Raw genomic sequence first — 19,042 nt, 5'->3', positions numbered from 1 at the left:
CGATTGAAGGGCGGGAATAGGTAGAGGAGGCTTATACGTCCGCGAAAGGCGCTTCAAGCTGCATGGCTTGCAAGCAGAAGTGGCAGCGGTATGGTTGGATGAGGTTTCATCCATACCATGCTTATCTAAGCTCAATGTCGCATACACTCGCGACGGACGCTGGACCTGTGCCATAGTCCGGGTTCTCTCATGAAAGCGATTCCATGCAGCCGACCCAAAACCGCCTCGATCCCCTGTTCGACAACGATGGCACGAAAAACCCGCTCGATGTGCTGAAACGCGTCTACGGTTATTCGTCGTTCCGGGGCAAGCAGGCTGCAGTCGTCCAACAGGTCGTGTCGGGCGGCGATGCCGTGGTGCTGTTTCCGACCGGCGCCGGCAAGTCGCTCTGCTTCCAGATCCCCGCCCTCTGCCGCGATGGCGTCGGCATCGTCGTTTCGCCGCTGATCGCGCTGATGCGCGACCAGGTGGAGGCGCTGAAGCAGCTCGGCGTGCGGGCAGCCGCCCTCAATTCCTCGCTGACGCGCGAAGAATTCGTCGATGTCCGCCGGGCGATCGCCAACGGCGATCTCGATCTTCTCTATGTGACGCCCGAGCGCATCGTCACGCCGGCCTTCAAGGAGATGATCGGCAATGCGAAGATCGCGCTGTTTGCGATCGACGAGGCACACTGCGTCTCGCAATGGGGCCACGACTTCCGCCCGGAATATCGCGAGCTCGGCCATCTCGCCGAGCATTATCCGGGCGTGCCGCGCATGGCGCTGACGGCAACGGCCGATCCGCATACCCGCGAAGACATCATCGACAAGCTTGCGCTGCGTTCCGCCGAGGTCTTCACCACCTCTTTCGACCGGCCCAACATCGCCTACGAGATCGTCGAACGAGACCAGCCGCGCCAGCAACTCCTGCGTTTCCTGTCCCGCCACAAGGGGTCGAGCGGTATCGTCTATTGCCTGTCGCGCGCCAAGGTCGAGGATACGGCAGAATGGCTGAACGGGCAGGGTATTCGCGCGCTTGCCTATCATGCCGGCATGGACCGCAGCATGCGCGATGCCAACCAGGACGCCTTCCTCAAGGAAGAGGACCTTTGCCTCGTTGCCACCGTCGCCTTCGGCATGGGCATCGACAAGCCGAACGTGCGCTATGTCGCCCATCTCGATCTGCCCGGTTCCGTCGAGGCCTATTACCAGGAGACCGGCCGAGCCGGTCGCGACGGCCTGCCGTCCGACGTCTGGATGGCCTATGGCATGGCCGATGTCATCCAGCGCGGCCGGATGATCGACGAGGGCACTTCGGGCAACGACGTGAAGCGGGTCGAGCGCGCCAAGCTCAATGCGCTGCTCGGCATCTGCGAGACGCCGGGCTGCCGAAGACAGGCGATCCTGGCGCATTTCGGCGAGGCGCATGGCGGCCAATGCGGCAATTGCGACACCTGCCTTAAACCCGTCGAAACCTGGGACGGTACCGAGGCCGCCATCAAGGCGCTGGCGGCGATCTACCGGACCGGCGAACGTTTCGGGACGGGCCACCTGATCGACGTGCTGCTCGGAAACCGCAATGAAAAGACCACCCGCTTCGGCCATGCCGACATGCCGGTCTTCGGTGTCGGCAAGGACATCCCGTCAAAGACCTGGCAGTCCGTCTACCGTCAATTGCTGGCCGCCGGCCTTGTCAGCGTCGATCATGCTGCCTTCGGCGCTCTGAAGCTGGAGCCGGAGGCCCGCCCCGTCTTCAAGCGCGAACGCGAGGTGCGCTTCCGCAAGGACCGCCCGACGACGGGCAAGGCGTCGCGAAGCGCGTCGCCGAGTGCGGCAAACGCAAGATCTGCGCTGGAAGGGTCGGATGCCGAACTCTTCGAGGCGCTGCGCGTCGCCCGCCTGGCGATCGCCAAGGAGCTTGCTGTGCCGCCCTATGTCGTCTTTCCGGATACGACGCTGGTCGCGTTTGCGACCGCCCGCCCGACAAGCCGCGACTCGCTGCTCGGCATTTCCGGTGTCGGACAGTCGAAGCTCGAGCGGTATGGCGACGCTTTCCTGGCGGTGATCCGGGCGCACGAGAGATAGGCCGCAACCAGGTATCAGTAGAACGTCGAGTGGAAAGGAGTGACCGCAGCTCCCATCGCCGATGCGTCGCTGGCGATCTCCGAGATGATCAGCTTGGGTCTGGGGCGGGGTACGCCGTAGCGAGGGCGTCCGAAAATCTCCGTCCGGTCGATCATCATTTGCGCCAGGTCCGCCGGCACCTGCCCGCCGAAGACGATCGCCTGGGGATCGAAGATCGCCGAGATGGCATTGACCAGGCGGTTGTAGGCCGGCGTGATTTCGGCCACCCATTCGGCGACGCCTGGCCATTGCGGGTCGAAATGCTGGCGCATGTAAGTGATGGAGGGGACATCGACGCCGTTGCGAACGAGCCGCTCGATGAGCAGCTGTAGCGCCGGTCGCCGCTGGTTTTCTTCTTGGTCGTAGATGCCCGAAAATTCGCCTGCATTGCCGTTGCCGCCCAGCAGCAATTCACCGTCGCTGACCAGCCCGCCGCCGAAACCGTAGTTGAAGCTCAGATAGGCGAAGTGCTTGACGTAGCGGCCGGCTCCGAACATGGACTCGGCGATTGCGCCGGTATTGGCGCCGTTGTGTACCCAGACCGGCCTGCCGAAAAATTCCGCCAGCAGCGGACCGAGTTCGATCAGCGACCATTCATGGAGCGGAAGGGGTGCGTTATAGCGGGTCCCGCCGACATGAAAGCCCGCTATCGCGAAGCCGATGCCGAAAAGGGCCTCCGGGGATAGGTCGTTGAGTTTCTGCGCTTCCACGAGCCGTTCTCTGACGAGATCGAGGGATTGCGTCATCGTATGCCCGCGCAGCGTCACGCTGCTTTCAGCCAGAACATTCCCGGCAAGGTCCATCAGGCAGATACCGATGACATCGGTATTGACCGAGATCCCGCAGGAATAGGCGTATCGACCGTCGAGCCTGAGCGTCGGGCTCGGTTGCCCGCGGCCGACGCCCGGTTTCGGAGAGCCGAGCGAGACAATGCCGCGCTCCGTGAGTTGGTCGATGATCCGGTAGACGGATTGCTGGGTGAGATCGGTATGGGCCGTCACTTCGGACCGGGAAAGGCCGGGATAACGCCAGATGAGCTTGAGCAGGTTGCGCTCGTTCGGCGAGACGACGCCGCTTTCGCCTGCGCGCAGGAATTGCGGCGGGATCAGAGCCTCGGGAAAATACGCCACCGGATACACCTCCGTCGCTCACAATTACTAGAGAGGTGTAATAATCACGGTTGCATACCGCCGCCGACCTCGCGTTTTTCCTTGTGTAGCTGGATATCCCTTTCGCGACAAGGGTTTCTGACCGTCATTTAATTGTTACACGTAAAGAGTAGTAATCCCGTCGTTCCGATGCCGAGCTCACTCGGCCGATCCCAACAGGCGAGGGCAATGATGAAGATTTCCATTCTGGCGGCCGCGGCCGCTCTGATGGCGGGCGCGTGTTCCGCGCAGGCCGCCAATATCGAATTCTGGTACGGCAATACCGGTCCTGTCGAAACCGCGATCAAGGCCCAGTGCGACGCCTTCAACGCCGCACAGACCCAGCACAAGGTCAACTGCGTCGGCCAGGGCAGCTACGAAGTGTCGATGCAGAAGGCGATCGCCGCCTATCGCGCCAAGAACCACCCGGTGCTGATCCAGTTCTTCGACGCGGGCACGCTCGACCTGATGCTGTCCAACGCCGTCGTGCCGGTCCAGGAAATCCTGCCCGACGTCAAGTGGGACAGCTATATCGCCGGTGCCCGTGCCTATTACGAAACGTCCGGCGGCAAGCTTTTCGCGCAGCCTTACAACGCCTCGACGCTGCTGTTCTACACGAACAAGACCGAGCTCGAGAAAGCCGGCATCACCCAGACCCCGACCACCTGGGAAGAGGTGATCGATGCGGCCCGCAAGCTGAAGGCCGGCGGCCATGCATGCCCGTTCGTCACCGATGGCGATACCTGGCGCGTGCTGGAGCAGTTCTCCGCCCGCCACGGCCTGCCGATCGCGTCCAAGCACAACGGTTATGATGGCCTCGACGCCGAATATGTCTTCAACACCACCTTCGTCGCCAAGCACCTCCAGAACCTGGTCGACTGGCGCAAGGAAGGCTTGGTCAAGCTCAATGCCGATACCAAGGCCGGGAACTACACCGCAGCCTTCAACGCCGGCGAATGCGCCATGATGGAAGGCTCGTCCGGCTCCTACGCCGCCTCTACCAAGGCTTTCGACGGCAAGTACCAGCTTACCGTCAACATGGCACCGATGTACAAGGGTTACGAGCGCCACAACACGCTGGTCGGCGGCGCTTCGATCTATGTCATGAAGGGCCATGACCAGGCTCAGGTCGAAGGCGCCAAGGCCTTTCTCGACTTCCTGCGCAAGCCGGAACAGCAGATGGCCTTCACCGCGGCGACCGGCTATGTGCCCGTCACCAACGACGTGCTCGAGGCGATCAACAAGAGCGGCGATGCGAAGGCTGCGAAATACGCGACCGCCGCCATCGGTATCGAATCGATGAACCAGCCGCCGACCGCAGACAGCCGCGGCATTCGCCTCGGCTTCTACGTGCAGTTCCGCGAAATCTTCGTGGAAGAGACCCAGAAGGCGTATGGCGGCCAGCAGACCATGCAGGTCTCGCTCGACAAAGCCAAGAAGCGTGGCGACGAGCTGCTGCGCCGCTTCGAGCAGACCTACAAGGGCGTCAAGCTGCCTTGATCCAAACCTGATCCGGGCGGACGGGACGCAAGTCCCGTCCGTGCTTGTCCCTCATTGCGGGCTTTTCCCATGACCTCCGAATCCACACTCTTCAGCAATCGCTGGCTGCCGATCCTCTTGGTCGCGCCGTTCATGCTGCTGATCGTCCTTTTCTTCTACGTGCCGATCTTTCAGGCCTTCTACTGGTCCTTCTTTCTCGAGCAGCCGTTCGGCGGCGGTTCGATGTTCGTCGGCTTCGACAACTTCGCCCGTGTCCTGTCCGACCGGGAATTCTGGCAGGCGGGCTGGCGCACCATCATCTTCATGGTGACCGCGTCGTCGCTCGCCGTGCTGATCCCCCTGATCCTCGCGGTCGCCGCCGACCGGAAGATCCGCCTGTCGCTGCCGGCGCGCAACGTGCTGGTCTGGCCGAAGGGCGTGGCCGGGGCCTCGATCGGTGTCGTTTTCGCCTTTATCTTCAATCCGTTCGTTGGCATCCTGGCGCCGCTCAACAGCATTTCTCCCGGTATCTGGGCGCCCGGATTGGACGGACTGGACGCGTTCATCACACTGATCGCCGCGCATGTCTGGGGCGGCATTCCATTCAACTTCGTCATTCTGCTGGCCGGCCTGCAGTCGATCCCGCGCACCATGCACCAGGCCGCGGCGATGGACGGGGCAGGGCCATGGCGGCGGATCTTCGACGTGCAGCTGCCGCTGATCATGCCGCAGCTCTTCCTGACGCTGGTGCTGGAATTCACCGAAAGCGTCACCTCCGCCTTCGCACTGATCGACACGATCACCAAGGGCGGTCCGGGCGGTGCGACCACGCTGCTCGTCTACAAGATCTATGTGGACGGTTTCAGCGGCTACGATCTGTCAGGCGCCTCCACCCAGACCGCGATCCTGATGGTCTTCGTCATCCTTCTCACTGCTGCCCAGTTCCTGTTCCTGGGCCGGCGCATCAACTACGAGCGGTGAACCATGATTGAGAACGCGCGTTCCCTCAATATTACCGCGAGCATCATCCTGCTCATAGGCATGGTCTATATTTCCGGACCACTCTACCTGACGCTCACCACGGCCTCGCATTCCTATGAATTCATGCTGCGCAACGGACTTGCGTGGTATCCGGGTGACCAGCTTCTTGCCAATATGGCGCGCGTCTTTACCGAGACCCGCATCCCGATCCAGATGCTCAACAGCCTTCTGGTGGCGCTCGGCAATGCGGCGGCGACCTGTATCCTGTCGTTTCTCTCGGCCTATGCGATCGTCTATTTCCGTGTCCGATGGGCAGGCTTCGCCTTTGCTCTGATCCTCGCGACGATCATGCTGCCGCTGGAAATCCGCGTCATCACCACCTATCAGGTGGCGTCGAACATTTTCTCCCCGCTCAACGCGCTGCTTGACGTCACCGGCCTCAATGGGCTGGTCGCACAGGTATTCGGAGCACCCGTCCATCTGGAATGGAGCGTGCTCAACACCCACTTCGGCCTGATCGCGCCGCTCGTTGCCCATGGTACGGGGACCTTCCTCTTCCGCCAATTCTTCCGCACGCTGCCGACGGATCTGTTCAAGGCGGCCCGAATGGATGGTGCGGGCCCCATCCGCTTCATGTTCGATATCCTGCTGCCGCTGTCGCGCACCAGTTTCGCTGCACTCTTCGTGCTGACCTTCTTGAGCGGCTGGACGCAATACCTGTGGCCGCTTGTCGGGGCTTCGACGCCGGACATGCAGACGGCGGTGGTGGGGCTCGCTCGTCTCGTTCCGGATGCCGAAGGCACCGTGCCCGACTTCCCGATGATCATGGCGGGCGCCGTGATCGTTTCCCTCGTGCCCCTCCTGATGATCGCGCTCTTGCAGCGGTATCTGGTGCAGGGCCTCGTGCTTTCGGAGAAATAGCGATGAACGCCATCGATACAGCCATCCGCGCCGCCGCTGCGAGCATCACGGTCAAAGGCCTGACCAAGGCCTATGATCCCCAGACGGTGGTTATCCCGCCGATGGATGTCGAGCTCAAGGCCGGCGAATTCACCGTCGTGCTCGGTCCGTCCGGTTGCGGCAAATCCACCCTTCTGCAGATGATCGCCGGGCTCGAACGGGTGAGCGGCGGCAAGATCCTCATCGGCGCTCGCGAGGTTCAGGACCTCGAACCGAAACATCGCGGCTGTGCCATGGTGTTCCAGAACTATGCGCTTTATCCGCATATGAGCGTGTTCGAGAACATGGCCTACAGTCTCAAGGTTGCCGGCATGGCGAAGGCGGAGCGCGCCGAGCGGGTCGCGGCGGTCGCAAAAATGCTCGGCCTTGCAGACTATCTGCATCGCAAGCCGGGACAGCTTTCCGGCGGCCAGCGCCAGCGCGTCGCGATCGGCCGCGCCATCGTGCGAGAGCCGGGCGTGCTGCTGTTCGACGAGCCGCTGTCCAACCTCGATGCCCAGCTCAGGCACGACATGCGCATCGAGCTTGCCGACCTGCACCGCCGCATCGGCGCCACCACGGTCTTCGTCACTCACGATCAGGTGGAGGCGATGACGCTCGCCGACCGCATCCTGATTCTCAACAAGGGCCGCATCGAGCAGTTCGATACGCCGAAGGCGATCTACCACCATCCGGCCTCGGTCTTCGTTGCCAAGTTCATCGGTGCACCACCGATGAATATTTTGCCCGTGACCGGAGACGGATCGGCGCTGAGGCTCGCCGACGGCCAGGTGGTGGCGAACGCCCCGCTGACCGGCGCCTATCAGCTTGGCATCCGGCCCGAGGATATCGTCGTGGACGGCAAGGCGGATGGCCATGCGGTCAAGGCGGCTCTCCGGTTCCGCGAGGATCTCGGTTCCCATTCGGTACTGGCGGTCGATCTCGGCGGCTCGATCGTCCGCATCGCGACGCCCTTCGGTGCCGATATCGCCGACCGGCTCGAACTTCTCCTGAACTTCCCGACCTCGCGACTGCATCTCTTCGATGCAGCGACGGGCCGGGCCATACCCGGTGCCTTCGGCGCCCAATGAAAGCCCGGCGCCAAAAGCGCCTTATGAAAGAAACCCTCATGAACTACAAAGACTTCATCGCCGATCCGGCACGCAGCTGCGCCGTCGTTGCCCATCGCGGCGCCTGGCATGGCGCGCCGGAAAACAGCCTGGCGGCCATCGAAAACGCCATCGCGATCGGCTGCGAGATCGTCGAACTCGACGTGCGCAAGAGCGCCGACGGCCAGCTTTTCCTGATGCATGACGATACGCTGGAACGCATGGCCGGCATCGACCGCGATGCCGAGACTTTCACCATGGCGGAACTGCAGGCGATCATGCTGCGCGAGGACGATGGCGGCGAAGGCCGTGCTTTCAGCGACCAGCCCATTCCGACCCTGAAACAGGCGCTGGAGATCATGCGCGGCCGCATCTTCGCCGATCTCGATCTCAAGGACCGCGGGCTTTTCTCGGAAGTCGCCGCCTGCGCCCGCGAGATGGGCGCCCACGCCGGCGTCGATCTCAAGACCAAGGTCCACAGCCTAGCGGATGTCCACTGGGTGCGCGACCAGAACATCGACGGCGTGCCGTTCATGGGCATGGCGCGCTTCACCGCCGAAAACATCGGCGACTCGCTTGCGGTTCTCGCCAACCTGTCGCCCTTCATGTGCGAAATCCGCTTCGACAGTCTCGAAACGATCGCCCACCATCGCGAGGCTTTCGCGAGGGCCCGTATGGCGCTGTGGGTCAACACGCTCGACCAGCCGGGCAGCGGCGAATGGACGGACAGTGCCGCTCTTGCCAATCCCGATCTGATCTGGGGTCGGTTGATGGACGCGGGCATCAGCGTTATCCAGACGGACCAGCCCGCCGCATTGAAATCCTACATAAAGGCCCGCCAGGCATGAAGATCATTTCCGAGGCCGTGCTCCAGTCCCTGATGGAGGATATGCGCCAGGCGGGGGAGGCAGAGGTTCTACCCCGTTTCCTTGGCGTGACCGCAGATGGCATTCGCGCCAAGACTGCCCCGGACGACATCGTCACCGATGCCGATCTGGGTGCGGAACGCCGGCTTTCCGCAGCACTTTCCGCGCATTTTCCCGATGCGCTGATCGTCGGCGAGGAGGCGGTCTCCGCCGATCCGACGCTGCTCGACCGTCTGGCGGATGCCGAACTTGCGGCGATCATCGATCCCGTCGACGGCACATGGAATTTCGCCCATGGCGTCCCGCTGTTCGGCATGATCGTGGCGATCGTTTCCGGCGGAGAAACCGTCGCCGGGCTGATCCATTATCCGCTGACCGGCGATTTTCTTGTGGCCCGGCCGGGCGAGGGGGCCTGGCATATCGCCCGCGACGGCGCACGCACCCGCCTGAGAGTTGCCGCGGCGGTTCCTGTCGGCGAGATGAGCGGCTTCGTGCCGCTGCATATGTTCTCGGCTGAGGAGCAGGCGGCGTTTGCGCCGCGGGTCCTGCGCTTCGGCCGCACCACCGCATGGCGATGCTCCGCCTTCGAATACCGGATGGTGGCGACCGGAGCGATGAGCTTCTCGCTGAATGCCGACATGAAGCCCTGGGACCATGCCGCCGGCGAACTGATCCACCGCGAAGCCGGCGGTCATAGCGGCCTTCTGAGCGGAGAGACCTATCGGCCCGCGATGACGCAGGGGCGGCTGCTGTTGGCGCCCGATGCGGCCAGCTGGGAGGCGATCCGCGAAAGCCTGGGTTGACGGCCCAGGCTTCTGAAGGACGACAATTTTCATTCTGGCTTTCGCCATCGTGACGTGTAATGTATACACGATGAGGCTCTCGGGAGGAGTCTATATCGCGTATCAGGATCCCTGACGGGGCCTGGGCGTGGTGAGGAGAATGCGTAGCAGCCGCCCGCATGTCACATATTGATCAAGCGGGCAGCGGACTGATAGGAGGATCAGGGCCGGATGCAGCAGCTTGCCGAGACCACGATGGCCGGCCCGGACACGCTTCTGGATATCCAGAACCTGACATTGTCACTGCGTGACCAATCGGGTTGGGTCGAAGTCCTCAACAATGTTTCGCTTTCGGTGAAGCCGAAGGAGATTCTCGGCGTCGTCGGCGAGAGTGGCTGCGGCAAGTCGATGACCGCCCTCTCCATTCTCCGGCTCCTGCCGCCGCGCGATTCTCGCCTTGGCGGCAAGATCCTGTTCGGCGGACAGAACCTCGTCGCCTGTTCCGAATCGCAGATGAATCGCATTCGCGGCCGGCACATCAGCATGATTTTTCAGGAGCCGATGAGCGCCCTCGACCCCGTGTTCACCGTGGGTTACCAGATCGAGGAAACCCTTCAGCGGCATTTCAAGCTCGACCGCCGGGAGGCTGCGGAACGCGCCATCGCGGCGCTGGATTCGGTCGGCATCGCATCGCCGCGCCACGTCGCCACGCTTTACCCGATGAACCTTTCGGGCGGCATGCGCCAGCGGGTGATGATCGCCATGGCGCTGGTCTGCGAACCGCGCCTGCTCATCGCCGACGAGCCGACCACGGCTCTCGACGTAACCATCCAGGCGCAGATCATGGACCTGCTTTTAGGTCTTGCCGACCGCACCGGCACGGCCATCATGTTCATTACCCACAATCTCGGACTGGTCGCGCAGAGCTGTCATCGGATGGTCACAATGTATGCAGGGCAGGTCGTCGAGGGCGGGCCCGTAAGGGACGTCATCGCTGGTCCCCGCCACCCGTATACGGCCGGGCTCCTGCATTCCATCCCCGACAGCAACCGTGCGCGCGGCACTCTGCCCTCGATCGCCGGCCGCGTTCCGTCGCTGCGTCACATGCCGAAGGGCTGTCGCTTCGGGCCGCGCTGTTCCTATTCCATGCAGCCCTGCGAATTGCCTCAAAACATCGAGAACGAGGGCATCGACGATCTCGATCGCAGGGAAGTGCGCTGCAATCGCTGGGAAGAACTCGCATTGAGAGGGGTTGGAGCATGAGTTTGAGCGCTCCTTCCGAGCAGTCGGCGCTTGATGTCGATGATCTGCATGTCACATTCGGCAATCCGCGGCGGGGCTCGCTGATCCGCGCCGTCGACGGGGTCAGCTTCAGCGTCCGCAGGGGCGAGATCTTCGGGGTGATCGGCGAATCCGGTTCCGGAAAATCGACGCTCGGACGTTGTCTGGTCGGCTTGCTCAGCCCAAGCGGTGGCGGGGTTCTGCATGACGGTATCGACCCGTTCAGGTTTTCCCGCCCCGAGCTCAACCGCCACCGGCGCAAGTATCAGATCGTTTCGCAGGATCCGAATGCGGCCTTCGATCCGCGCATGACCATCCTCCAGAGCATCTGCGAACCCTTGAACATAGCGGGCGAGGGGACGAGAGCCGAGCGGCGCGAAAAGGCGTTCGCGATGCTGGACCGGGTGTCGCTGGCGGCTGAGATGGCCAATCGCTATCCGCATGAGATTTCCGGCGGTCAGAAGCAGCGCGCCAATATCGCCCGTGCGCTGATGCTCGATCCGAACGTGATCGTCTGCGACGAGGTGGTGGCGGCGCTCGACGTATCGATCCAGGCCGACATGCTCAACCTTTTCGCCCGCCTGCAGGAGCAGTTCGGCCTCACCTACGTCTTCATCAGCCATGATCTTCGGGTGGTCAGCCATATCAGCGACCGCGTGGCCGTCATGTATTTCGGCAAGATCGTCGAGGTCGGCCCCGCCCACGCCGTGATCGAAACGCCGCTGCATCCCTATACGGAGGCGCTGCGCTCGGCCGAACCGGAGATCGACCCGACGGCTGCCGATGCCCGGCAGAGGATCATCCTGCAGGGCGAGATACCGAGCGCCATCGCGCCGCCGAGCGGCTGCCGTTTCCACACGCGCTGTCCGCGGGTGCGCGACATATGTCGCACGCAGGAACCCCGGCAGCGCGAATTGCTGCCCGGGCGGCATGTCGCATGCCATTTCGCCGAGGAGATGCTGGGCGAAAAGGAGAGGAATGGTCTTGGCCTGGCCGGGGGGAACGGCGCCGACCATGCCGCATCTGCCACGAATGCAATGACATAGCGGCCGAGCACGGCCGGTCATGGATGATGGAGGAGAAGACGTGACCACAAATCTATTTGGAAAGATACCGGATATTACCCGTCGTTCGCTGTTGGCCGGAACGGTCGCCGCAGGCGGCCTGGCCATCTTGCCGGCAATGGCGCGTGCTCAGGCCCCACAGCCAAGATCCGGCGGGACCCTGAGAGCCGTCATGCCGTTCAACCCGGCGGCATTAGACCCGCTGACGGGCCGCAACAATCCCGATTTCAATGCCCTTCTCCTGATGTTCGACGCGTTGATCGGCTTTGATCCGCAGACGCTCGAACTGCAGCCGATGCTGGCGACGTCGTGGAAATTCACCGACCCCACCACGCTGGTTCTCGAACTGCGCCAGGGCGTCGAGTTCCATGACGGCACGCCGTTCAATGCCGAGGCGGTGGTCTTCCACCTGCAGCGCTGCAGCACCTACGACCGCTCGAACGTGAAATCGGATCTTGCCGTCGTCGACAAGGTCGAGGCCACCGGCCCCTTTCAGGTTTCGCTGAAGCTGAAATATCCGGATGCCACCCTGCCTGCGATCCTCACCGACCGCGCCGGCCTCATCGTGTCGCCAGCTTCGGTCAAGGCCGCGGCCGGCGGCAACGTCGACCGCGCGCCGGTCGGCACCGGGCCGTTCAAATTCGTCGAATGGCAGGACAACACCCTGATCAAGGTCGTGAAAAACGCCAACTACTGGGGTGACAAGCCCTACCTCGACGGCGTCGACATGCGTATCGTCAACGAGTTCAATACGGCGGTCCGCACGGTGACCGCCGGTGAATCCGATATCGTCCTCAACATGAGCGCGCAGCAGATGGCGGTGGCCAAGCGCGACCCGAAGCTGGTCGCCGAAGCGACGCCGTCGATGATCTATTACACGGCCTTCCTGAATTACGGCGAGGGGCCGTTGAAGGACGTTCGCGTTCGGCAGGCCATGAACTGGGCGCTCGACCGGCCGGTGCTCAATCAGGTCCTGTGGGGCGGCCTCGGCGGCGGGCATTGCAGCATGTTCCCGTCGGGCTTCTGGGCCAACGATCCCGCGACCGAGAATTTCTACACCAAGGACCTCGATCGCGCGAAGTCTCTGCTGAAGGATGCGGGTTTCGGCAACGGCATCGAGATCGCCACCTTCACCTGGGCCGACCAGGCGGCGGTGCAGCGCCAGGAAGTCCTCAGCGCCCAGCTTGCCGAAGCCGGCATCCGGCTGAAGGTCACTCCGGCACAGCCGGCGCAGACGATGCAATACTTCCTCACCGAGAAAAAGGGTCAGATGCTGATGACCCCGACCGGCGGTCTTCCGGATCCGGCAACCGCCTACGACCGTCAGTTCTCGGCGACGGCCTATCGCAACGCCGCCAAGATCGAACTGCCGGGTTATCGCGAACTGATGGATGCGTCGATGAGCACGTTCGACAAAGCCAAGCGCAAGGACGTGCTCTTCAAGATGCAGCGTTTCGTGCTGGAAAACGCGCTGCACCTGCCGCAGTTCTCGTCCGCCGGCATCATCATCCGTACGCCGAAGGTGCACGGCTTCAATTTCAGCCTGCTGCAGCGCCCGCGCTTCCACAAGGTGTGGATGGAGGCCTGAGGCTGGCGACCGATATCCCGATGCGACCGTCGTGTCGGGGATCGCCGGGAAACCGGAGCGGTGCGGCTTCGCCCGTGCCACTCCCCCGCATCGGAAGGCAGTGGTTCTGCGCATCCGGTGTTCCTTTCGCGGGCTGTTGAAACGGCCGGCGTCAATTGCGGATTGACGGAGTATCGATGATGTACGGCGTCCCCGGGATGGTTGCGCAGAGGCTCATGCAACTCGTGCCCGTAATGATCGTGGCCACGTTCGTAGTGTTTTCGCTCGTCTACATGATGCCCGGAGACCCGGCCATGATGATCGCGGGCGACTATGCGACGGCGGAACGCATTGCGGAAATCCGCCAGATCTACGGATTCGACCGGCCGATGCTGGTGCAATATTTCTTCTGGCTCGGAAATGCCCTGCAGGGCGATCTCGGCCATTCGCTGTTCTCGAACGAATCCGTTCTGCGGCTGATCCTCTCGCGCCTGCCGCACACGGTCCTGCTGGTTCTTTACGCGCTGGTTCTCGGCGCGGCACTCGGCATTCCGCTCGGCATTCTTGCCGCGACGCGCCAGGGCACCACCCTCGACAAGATCATCACCAGCGTCGCTTCGCTCGGTGTCGCGGTTCCCAATTTCTGGCTCGGTATCATTCTGGTGACGCTGTTTTCGCTCGGTTATCGCTGGTTCCCGGCAACCGGCGCGGTATCCGTCTTCGAAAAGCCGCTGGAGGCGCTCTATTACGCGACCCTTCCGGCGGTAGCGCTTTCGACCGGGGTGGTCGCCGTTCTGGCAAGGCAGGTCCGCAGCGCGCTACTCGAAGTGCTGGGCTCGCAATATATCCGCACGCTGCGCGCCAAGGGGCTCGGTTCCGGCGCCATCCTGTGGAAGCACGGGCTGCGCAACGTGGCGGCGACGATGCTGACCATTGCCGGCCTGCAGGTGAATCGGCTGTTTTCCAGCGCCGTCATCATCGAGGCGGTCTTCGCGATCCCCGGAGTCGGCAACCTGATCAGCTATTCGGCGCTCAACAAGGATTTCCCGGTGGTGCAGGGCGTGGCGCTCGTGCTGGTGCTCGTGGTGATCCTTACCAATCTCCTGGTCGACGTGCTCAACGCGACTTTCGATCCCAGAGTGGCGGCTTCCACATGACCGATACCAACATGACCGCGATGACCCAATCGGCTGCCGCGCCGGCGGCCAAGGCGACCCTTCCGCCCCCCGTCCGCTTCCGCTTCTGGGCCTGGCTGTGGGGCGACAAGCGTGCGCTGATCAGCCTTGCCTATCTCTCTGTTCTGGTTCTGGCGGCGATCTTCGCGCCGCTGATCGTGCCCTATGCGCCGAACAAGCAGAACCTGATGGACCTTCTGGCGCCGCCGAGTGGCGCACACTGGCTCGGCACCGACGACCTTGGCCGCGATACGCTGAGCCGGCTGATATACGGTTCCTATAACGCGCTCTATGCCGCAAGCCTCGCCGTCGGCATCGGCGTGGCGATCGGCGTGCCGCTCGGTGTCTTCATCGGTTTTGTCGGCGGCTGGATCGACCAGGTCGGCAGCCGCATCATCGACGGCGTGCTGGCCTTTCCGCCGCTCGTGTTGGCCGTCGCCGTTACCGGTGCGCTCGGCATCGGTCTCACCAATGCGATGATCGCCGTCGGCTTTGCCTTCGCGCCGGTGCTTGCCCGCACGATGCGGGCGCAGACGCTGGTGGTGAAGAACGCGCTCTATGTCGAGGCGGCCGTCGGCTTCGGCGCGTCACGCCTGCATCTGATCCTGCGCCATATCCTGCCCAATGCGATCCAGCCCGTGATCGTCGAGGTGACCCTGATGCTGGCCGTGGCGCTTCTGGCGGAAGCCGGATTGAGCTTCCTGTCGCTCGGCGTCCAGCCGCCTGAATCAAGCTGGGGCGGCATGCTTGCGCGCGCCTACCACTATGTCGAGGTGGCGCCCGAGCAGATGTATGCGCCGGGTTTCGCCATCCTGTTCACGGCGCTCGCCTTCAACACGCTCGGCGAGTCGATCCGCGTGCTTCTCGATCCGACCATCAAGCGTCGGTAAGTCGGCGTTTCCGATAGCTCAGATGCAGAACAGCCCGGCCTTGCGGCCGGGCTGTTTCTTTGTCTGGTGACCGGCGAGCGGATCACGCGGTCTGGTCGAGCCAGACGCGGTGGAACCGCGGCGAGTGCAGCCGGTCGTACCGGAAATCCTTGACCTTCTTGTTGCGGATCGACATGGCGGCCGAGGTCACCAGCGGCAGATGCAGCGCCTGTTCCACGACGAAGCGCTGGAGCGCGGCAAAGGCTTCCTTGCGTTTGCCGGCATCGGCCGAGGTGCCGGTCGCATCCAGCAGCTTGCGGAACTGCGGGTCTTCTATTTTGCCCGCATTGAACTGGCCGGTCGCGCCGAACAGCCGCTCGTAGGTCTGGCTCGGATCGAGCCAGCCACCCTGCGGATTGAGGATCATCGCGCCCTTGCCTTCGATATAGAAGGCCTGGTTCACCACCTGAGGAGGCGAGGGCGTGACCTTGAGGCGAATGCCGACCTGCTCGAGCTGGTTGCCGACCACTTCCAGGCGCTGAACCGACGTCTGGTCCGGCCAGCTCCAGGTTTCGACTTCCAGACCCTTCGGATATCCGGCCTCGGCCAGCAGTTTGCGCGCCTTTTCCGGATCGTGCTGGTAGAACTGGGCCGTTCCGGCATCCACCGCCCAGAAATCCTTGGGGAACATGGTCGAAGTCGGCTCGCCGAGGCCAAGCATCAGAACCTGGTTCAGTTCGGTGCGGTTGATGGCGTAGTTCATTGCCTGCCGGACCCGGATATCATTGAGCGGCGGCTTGGCGAAATTCATCATCAGGGTGAAGAAGATCATCGAAGGATTGGCTTCGGCGGTGAGATCCTGCACGCGGCGGGCGGTGGCGATCTGCTGCGCGGCCATGTTGAGCGCGAGATCGGTTTCGCCGGCGGTGACCGTGCGGGCGGCGGTGTTCAGCTCGTTGATGATGCGGAAGTTGATGCCGTCGAGATAGGGAAGGCCCGGCTGCCAGTAGTTCGGGTTCTTCTCGACGCGGATCAGGTCGTTGTCGCGCCACTCCGCGAACTTGAACGGTCCGGTGCCGACGGGATTGCGGTCGACATTGCCGTCGGCGGCGGCCTTGATGGAAGCGGGCGAGACGATGCAGCCGACACGGCCGGTCAGGATGGTCGGCAGCGAATAGTTCGGCCGCTTCAGCTTGATCGTCACCTGGCTCGGGCCGCTGACCGCTACCGACGCGACCGAAACGAGGTCCGACTTCACGTTCGAGCGCGGGTCGCTCATGAAGCGGTCGAGGTTGAATTTCACGGCCTCGGCGTTGAACGGGGTGCCGTCATGGAATTTCACGCCGTCGATGAGGTTGAGCACCAGCGTCGTCGGATCGGTGAAGCTCCAGTCCTTGGCCAGCATCGGCTTCAGCTCGAGCGTCGCCGGGTCGAAGGCGATCAGCGCGTCGAACAGCGCATAAAGCGCGTTGAAGTCCGGCACGTTGCGTCCGGTCATCGGATCGAGTGCGGCCGGGTTGAATGGCATGGCGATGCGCAAGGTGCCGCCCGGTTTGGGCGTCGATGCCTGGGCGAACACCTGCCCGGGCAAAAGCATTGCGCCTCCCAGCGCAGCAGCTGACGCCAGAAGCGTTCTCCGGTTGATCCTGCTGTTATGGATGACAGACGGCACGCCGTCCTTCGTCTTGCTCATCTCTGGGCTCCTCCCCAATGAAACAAACTGATGAAACAAACTCCTGCCGGCAGGCCTGATCATGCATACATCACGCCCGCGATTCGGCTTCCTCCTCCCGAATTGCGGCAACCTGCCGTAGGGGAAACCTACAGCAGGAGGATGTCGATGTATACTTTTGCATTCGGTTTTTGCTGCAACACGACTTCCTTACAACCGGCGCCTATGCCATGATTATACGGGAGGCTGTGATTGTGCAGCCGTTGTGTCCTTCGCTTTTCCGGTGCCCGTTCGGCGCCGTAAACGCGGGGCGCGCGGTTGCCTGTTGCGGACAGAGGAGGAGAGACCATGGGTGCGTTCGAGCAATCCCGTACCTACGATTACGTCGTCGTGGGCGGCGGTACGGCAGGCTGCGTTCTGGCCAACCGGCTGTCGGCTGACCCGACGGTCGACGTGCTGATGATCGAGGGCGGCGGCGAGGGGCGAGGCTTCTATGTCGACATGCCGCTCGGTCTCGCCTATCTCATCGGCAGGCCTCAATATGACTGGCTCTACAAGGGCGAGCCCGAACCTTACCTCAACGGACGCCAGCTTGCCTTGCCCCGCGGAAAAATGCTCGGGGGCAGTTCGGCCATCAATGGCCTCATCTATGTGCGCGGCCATGCCTACGACTACGACCAGTGGGCGCAGCTCGGCAATCGCGGCTGGTCCTGGGAAAGCGTGCTGCCCTATTTCAAGCGCTCCGAAACCTTCCATCGCGCCGGTGAGGAGGCTCACGGCACGGAGGGCGAATGGGCGGTTTCCGATCCCAATGTGCGGTGGGAGGCCCTGGAAGCCTATCGCCGGGCGGCAATCGAACAGGGCATTCCCGCCGCCAGCGACTACAATTCCGGCGACAATGAAGGCGTGGCCTTCTTCGTCGCCACCATCAAGAACGGCGTGCGCCACTCCACCGCCCGCGCTTTTCTGGAGCCGGTCCGCAACCGCCGCAACCTGACGGTCGTCACCGGCGCCCTGGTCGATCGGGTGACCTTCGACGGCAAACGGGCGAGCGGCGTCGTGTTCAGCCTCGACGGTCAGGCCCGTGAGGTGAAGGCGGGGCGGGAAGTCATTCTGTCGGCCGGAGCCTATAGCTCGCCGGCCATCCTCGAACGCTCCGGCGTCGGTGCGCCGGACGTGCTTGCGGGCGCCGGAATAGAAGTGTTGCACGCATTGCCCGGCGTCGGCGAAAACCTGCAGGACCACTGGCATATCCGGGTGCAGCACCGTCTTCACAATACCCATACGCTCAATACCCGCGCCGGCACGCGGCTTGGCCGGATGCTGCTCGGCATGCAGTACCTCGCGACCAAGCGCGGGCCGCTCGGCGGTTCGCCGACGCTATTGGGCGCTTTCCTCAAGACCACGCCGGATGCGCCGGCGCCGGAAATCCAGATCCACGTTTCCGGCTCCACCTCACCGAGTTTCGGCGGCGCCATGCATCCGTTTCCCGGCATTACATCGTCGGCCTGCATCCTGCGGCCGGAAAGTCGCGGCCATTGCCATGTCGCGGTGAGCGACCCTTCCGCCCAGCCTCGTATCCTGCACAATTTCCTGAAGGAGGAGGCCGACCGCGAAATCCTGATACGGTCGATCGAGGCCGTCCGGCGCATCGCTGCAAGCCCTGCCATGGCGCGTTTCGAGCCCGAGGAAATTGCACCGACCGCAGCCGTGCAGTCCCACGACGACATGCTCGACTATGCGCGCCGGACCCTCAATACCACCTTCCATCCCGTCGGCACCTGCAAGATGGGCCGCGACCGCATGGCGGTGGTCGATGATCGGCTGCGGGTGCATGGCATTACCGGCCTGCGCGTCGTCGATGCTTCGATCATGCCCACCATCGTCTCCGGCAATACCCAGGCCCCGACTGTGATGATCGCGGAAAAAGCTGCGGATTTCATCCGCGAGGAAAGACTGGGGGCGCAGGCCGCATGAGGCGGATGTCCGACGGTAATTCATCGATCAA

15 protein-coding genes are annotated in these 19,042 nt (G+C 63.1%); 13 read left to right on the top strand and 2 right to left on the bottom strand.

Going from position 1 to position 19,042, the window contains the following annotated elements:
• The first annotated feature begins 203 nt into the window (after positions 1-203).
• Positions 204-2,063 (top strand): DNA helicase RecQ, encoded by a 1,860-nt coding sequence (gene recQ / locus GQ59_RS20615; protein WP_037084593.1) that lies wholly within the window; start codon positions 204-206, stop codon positions 2,061-2,063.
• 14 nt (positions 2,064-2,077) lie between these two features.
• Here the strand turns inward: recQ and GQ59_RS20610 are convergent, their stop codons facing one another.
• The gene (locus tag GQ59_RS20610; protein WP_037084592.1) at positions 2,078-3,232 is read right to left on the bottom strand and encodes an ROK family transcriptional regulator; all 1,155 of its coding nucleotides are present in this window, start codon (positions 3,230-3,232) and stop codon (positions 2,078-2,080) included.
• 210 nt (positions 3,233-3,442) lie between these two features.
• Between GQ59_RS20610 and GQ59_RS20605 the strand changes: the two genes are divergently transcribed.
• The 11 genes from GQ59_RS20605 to GQ59_RS20555 all read left to right on the top strand — a co-directional run bounded on the left by GQ59_RS20605 (position 3,443) and on the right by GQ59_RS20555 (position 15,383).
• Entirely contained in the window at positions 3,443-4,750 is a 1,308-nt protein-coding gene (locus GQ59_RS20605; RefSeq protein ID WP_037084753.1) for an extracellular solute-binding protein, read from the top strand.
• Between the two features lie 69 nt (positions 4,751-4,819).
• Positions 4,820-5,710 (top strand): carbohydrate ABC transporter permease, encoded by an 891-nt coding sequence (locus tag GQ59_RS20600; protein WP_037084591.1) that lies wholly within the window; start codon positions 4,820-4,822, stop codon positions 5,708-5,710.
• Between the two features lie 3 nt (positions 5,711-5,713).
• Positions 5,714-6,631 (top strand): ABC transporter permease subunit, encoded by a 918-nt coding sequence (locus GQ59_RS20595; protein WP_037084590.1) that lies wholly within the window; start codon positions 5,714-5,716, stop codon positions 6,629-6,631.
• Between the two features lie 2 nt (positions 6,632-6,633).
• Positions 6,634-7,740, top strand: a complete 1,107-nt coding sequence (locus tag GQ59_RS20590) for an ABC transporter ATP-binding protein (RefSeq protein ID WP_037084588.1) — start codon at positions 6,634-6,636, stop codon at positions 7,738-7,740.
• Positions 7,741-7,778: 38 nt separating this feature from the next.
• Positions 7,779-8,606, top strand: coding sequence for a glycerophosphodiester phosphodiesterase family protein (locus tag GQ59_RS20585; RefSeq protein ID WP_037084751.1), 828 nt, complete (start codon positions 7,779-7,781; stop codon positions 8,604-8,606).
• Entirely contained in the window at positions 8,603-9,427 is an 825-nt protein-coding gene (locus tag GQ59_RS20580; RefSeq protein ID WP_037084586.1) for an inositol monophosphatase family protein, read from the top strand. Before GQ59_RS20585 ends, GQ59_RS20580 begins: the two co-directional genes overlap by 4 nt.
• 210 nt (positions 9,428-9,637) lie before the next feature.
• Entirely contained in the window at positions 9,638-10,669 is a 1,032-nt protein-coding gene (locus tag GQ59_RS20575) for an ABC transporter ATP-binding protein (protein WP_037084584.1), read from the top strand.
• Positions 10,666-11,733, top strand: a complete 1,068-nt coding sequence (locus GQ59_RS20570) for an ABC transporter ATP-binding protein (protein ID WP_037084582.1) — start codon at positions 10,666-10,668, stop codon at positions 11,731-11,733. Before GQ59_RS20575 ends, GQ59_RS20570 begins: the two co-directional genes overlap by 4 nt.
• Before the next feature lie 40 nt (positions 11,734-11,773).
• Entirely contained in the window at positions 11,774-13,339 is a 1,566-nt protein-coding gene (locus GQ59_RS20565) for an ABC transporter substrate-binding protein (RefSeq protein ID WP_084683238.1), read from the top strand.
• Positions 13,340-13,554: 215 nt separating this feature from the next.
• Positions 13,555-14,475, top strand: coding sequence for an ABC transporter permease (locus GQ59_RS20560; protein WP_244448014.1), 921 nt, complete (start codon positions 13,555-13,557; stop codon positions 14,473-14,475).
• Positions 14,472-15,383 carry an ABC transporter permease gene (locus GQ59_RS20555; protein ID WP_037084579.1) on the top strand — a complete coding sequence of 304 codons (912 nt, stop codon included), beginning with the start codon at positions 14,472-14,474 and terminating at the stop codon, positions 15,381-15,383. The genes GQ59_RS20560 and GQ59_RS20555 overlap by 4 nt, the downstream gene beginning before the upstream one ends.
• An 82-nt stretch (positions 15,384-15,465) precedes the next feature.
• Here the strand turns inward: GQ59_RS20555 and GQ59_RS20550 are convergent, their stop codons facing one another.
• Positions 15,466-17,055, bottom strand: coding sequence for an ABC transporter substrate-binding protein (locus tag GQ59_RS20550; RefSeq protein ID WP_051904096.1), 1,590 nt, complete (start codon positions 17,053-17,055; stop codon positions 15,466-15,468).
• A gap of 327 nt (positions 17,056-17,382) precedes the next feature.
• Here GQ59_RS20550 and GQ59_RS20545 point away from each other — a divergent pair, with 327 nt between their 5' ends.
• On the top strand, positions 17,383-19,011 hold the full coding sequence (locus GQ59_RS20545) for a GMC family oxidoreductase (protein ID WP_037084578.1): 1,629 nt from the start codon (positions 17,383-17,385) through the stop codon (positions 19,009-19,011).
• Positions 19,012-19,042 lie beyond the last annotated feature (31 nt).

It is taken from the genome of Neorhizobium vignae, from assembly GCF_000732195.1.
Classification (GTDB): Bacteria; Pseudomonadota; Alphaproteobacteria; order Rhizobiales; family Rhizobiaceae; genus Neorhizobium; species Neorhizobium vignae.
The sequence above is the reverse complement of the archived record's forward strand: the minus strand, read 5'-3'. Positions and strand labels throughout refer to the sequence as shown.

Excerpts from the sequence above, each read along its gene's own strand:
- GQ59_RS20570 (WP_037084582.1), top strand. The coding sequence starts at position 10,666 with ATGAGTTTGAGCGCTCCTTCCGAGCAGTCGGCGCTTGATGTCGATGAT.
- GQ59_RS20605 (WP_037084753.1), top strand. The coding sequence starts at position 3,443 with ATGAAGATTTCCATTCTGGCGGCCGCGGCCGCTCTGATGGCGGGCGCG.
- GQ59_RS20560 (WP_244448014.1), top strand. The coding sequence starts at position 13,555 with ATGCAACTCGTGCCCGTAATGATCGTGGCCACGTTCGTAGTGTTTTCG.
- GQ59_RS20590 (WP_037084588.1), top strand. The coding sequence starts at position 6,634 with ATGAACGCCATCGATACAGCCATCCGCGCCGCCGCTGCGAGCATCACG.
- GQ59_RS20595 (WP_037084590.1), top strand. The coding sequence starts at position 5,714 with ATGATTGAGAACGCGCGTTCCCTCAATATTACCGCGAGCATCATCCTG.
- GQ59_RS20575 (WP_037084584.1), top strand. The coding sequence starts at position 9,638 with ATGCAGCAGCTTGCCGAGACCACGATGGCCGGCCCGGACACGCTTCTG.
- GQ59_RS20600 (WP_037084591.1), top strand. The coding sequence starts at position 4,820 with ATGACCTCCGAATCCACACTCTTCAGCAATCGCTGGCTGCCGATCCTC.
- GQ59_RS20545 (WP_037084578.1), top strand. The coding sequence starts at position 17,383 with ATGGGTGCGTTCGAGCAATCCCGTACCTACGATTACGTCGTCGTGGGC.
- GQ59_RS20555 (WP_037084579.1), top strand. The coding sequence starts at position 14,472 with ATGACCGATACCAACATGACCGCGATGACCCAATCGGCTGCCGCGCCG.
- GQ59_RS20585 (WP_037084751.1), top strand. The coding sequence starts at position 7,779 with ATGAACTACAAAGACTTCATCGCCGATCCGGCACGCAGCTGCGCCGTC.
- recQ (WP_037084593.1), top strand. The coding sequence starts at position 204 with ATGCAGCCGACCCAAAACCGCCTCGATCCCCTGTTCGACAACGATGGC.
- GQ59_RS20580 (WP_037084586.1), top strand. The coding sequence starts at position 8,603 with ATGAAGATCATTTCCGAGGCCGTGCTCCAGTCCCTGATGGAGGATATG.
- GQ59_RS20550 (WP_051904096.1), bottom strand. The coding sequence starts at position 17,055 with ATGAGCAAGACGAAGGACGGCGTGCCGTCTGTCATCCATAACAGCAGG.